This window comes from Bacillus sp. AFS018417 (genome assembly GCF_002560985.1).
GTDB lineage: Bacteria > Bacillota > Bacilli > Bacillales > Bacillaceae_G > Bacillus_A > Bacillus_A rhizoplanae.
The window spans coordinates 1-1,395 of the sequence record NZ_NTTM01000137.1 but is presented as its reverse complement, the minus strand read 5'-3'; the positions used below and the strand labels follow the sequence as shown (position 1 = coordinate 1,395).

Genomic DNA, 1,395 nt, shown 5'->3' with positions numbered 1-1,395 from the left:
AAGTTTTTGCACCAGAACCATAAATCCTAATACAGCATTTAAGTGTTGACGACCAAAGTCCATTACTGCATATGCTCCTTCAGAATAAATGCCACCTGTAGCTTGAATGTGAAGTGCTTTTTTACCTTCTAATAATCCAACTGGACCATTTTCAGTATATTTAAATGTTTTACCTGCGATAGATAGGTTATCTAAGTATGCTTTTACTACTGGTGGATAGCTAAAGTTCCACATTGGTGTTACAAATACATAACGATCTGCATTCATAAATGTTTCTAAGTTTGTATTCATTGCTGCAATTTTTTGCTGTTGGCTTTCGCTTAACGTTTCAAAGCCTTCACCTGCTGCGAATTTCCCCCAAGCTGCAAATACTTCTGTATCAATTTCTGGTACAGTTGTGTTAAATAGATCAATTGTTACAACTTCATCTTGTGGATGTTCATTTTTATACGCTTCGATAAATGCTTCCCCTACTGCCATACCGAAAGATGCTTCTGCTGAATTTGGATTTGCTGTAATAAATAGTACTTTTGTCATTTTTATTCCCTCCCTCAGTAAATATCTTTAATTAAAGACTTTCTTTTAAAAAGTAAATTACTTACCTTATGTAAGTATAATACAAAACCATTCTTTTCCTGTCAATAAAAATAGTTACTTTTTTTTAATAAGTTAATAAACTCTCCTATCTCGTTTTATTAAATGAGGTATCGTCACATTGCCATCAAGCTAAGAAAAGCGAATACCCCAAAACGAAAAAATGACACCTCAATAGGAGATTACTTGCAAGAGTCTTGGAATTTTGCACCAGAACCAAAACTTGTTATGTTTGACTTAAAAAAAGGAAAGTAATATTTATTTGAAGAAGATTTTAAAAGATAAAAACGAATGTAAATATAGAATGACTATCTATGATAAGAAAAGGAGGCACTTACATATGCTAACAAATGATTTAAATTTCCGATTAGAACCACGCTTAAAAGAAATGTATGAACAACATAAAATAAGAGCACAGAAGATAGATTGGGGTTATCATGAGTTTTTACCATGGGATAAGGGGATGGACTTTAAAAGAGTTCCTTGGGATGAAAGTCAAGTTACTCTTCCTTCTGGTGTAATTACGGCCATTGAAACAGCTTTATTAACAGAAGTGAATTTACCATGGTTTACAACGTATTTATCTGCAACTTTTAAAGGGTCCCTTTCTGTTATTACGGACTTTATTCATACTTGGACTTCAGAAGAGGATCAACATTCGAATTTGTTGGAGACATATTTACTACTTACTCGAAGCGTGAACCCTAAACGATTACATGAATTAAGAAAGTCAGTCGTTGAAGGTGGATTTGAGCCTGATTTTCACACGCCAATCGAAGCCATGACGTATACGACGCTACA

At 33.8% G+C, this 1,395-nt stretch carries 2 protein-coding genes; one reads left to right on the top strand and one right to left on the bottom strand.

Features of this window, described 5'->3' with window-relative positions; translation table 11 throughout:
* On the bottom strand, positions 1-537 hold a 537-nt coding region (locus CN326_RS23895), incomplete at its 3' end, for an NAD(P)H-dependent oxidoreductase (RefSeq protein WP_098311395.1).
* Between the two features lie 397 nt (positions 538-934).
* Between CN326_RS23895 and CN326_RS23890 the strand changes: the two genes are divergently transcribed.
* A partial coding sequence (locus tag CN326_RS23890) for an acyl-ACP desaturase (protein ID WP_176524765.1) occupies positions 935-1,395 on the top strand: 461 nt, incomplete at its 3' end.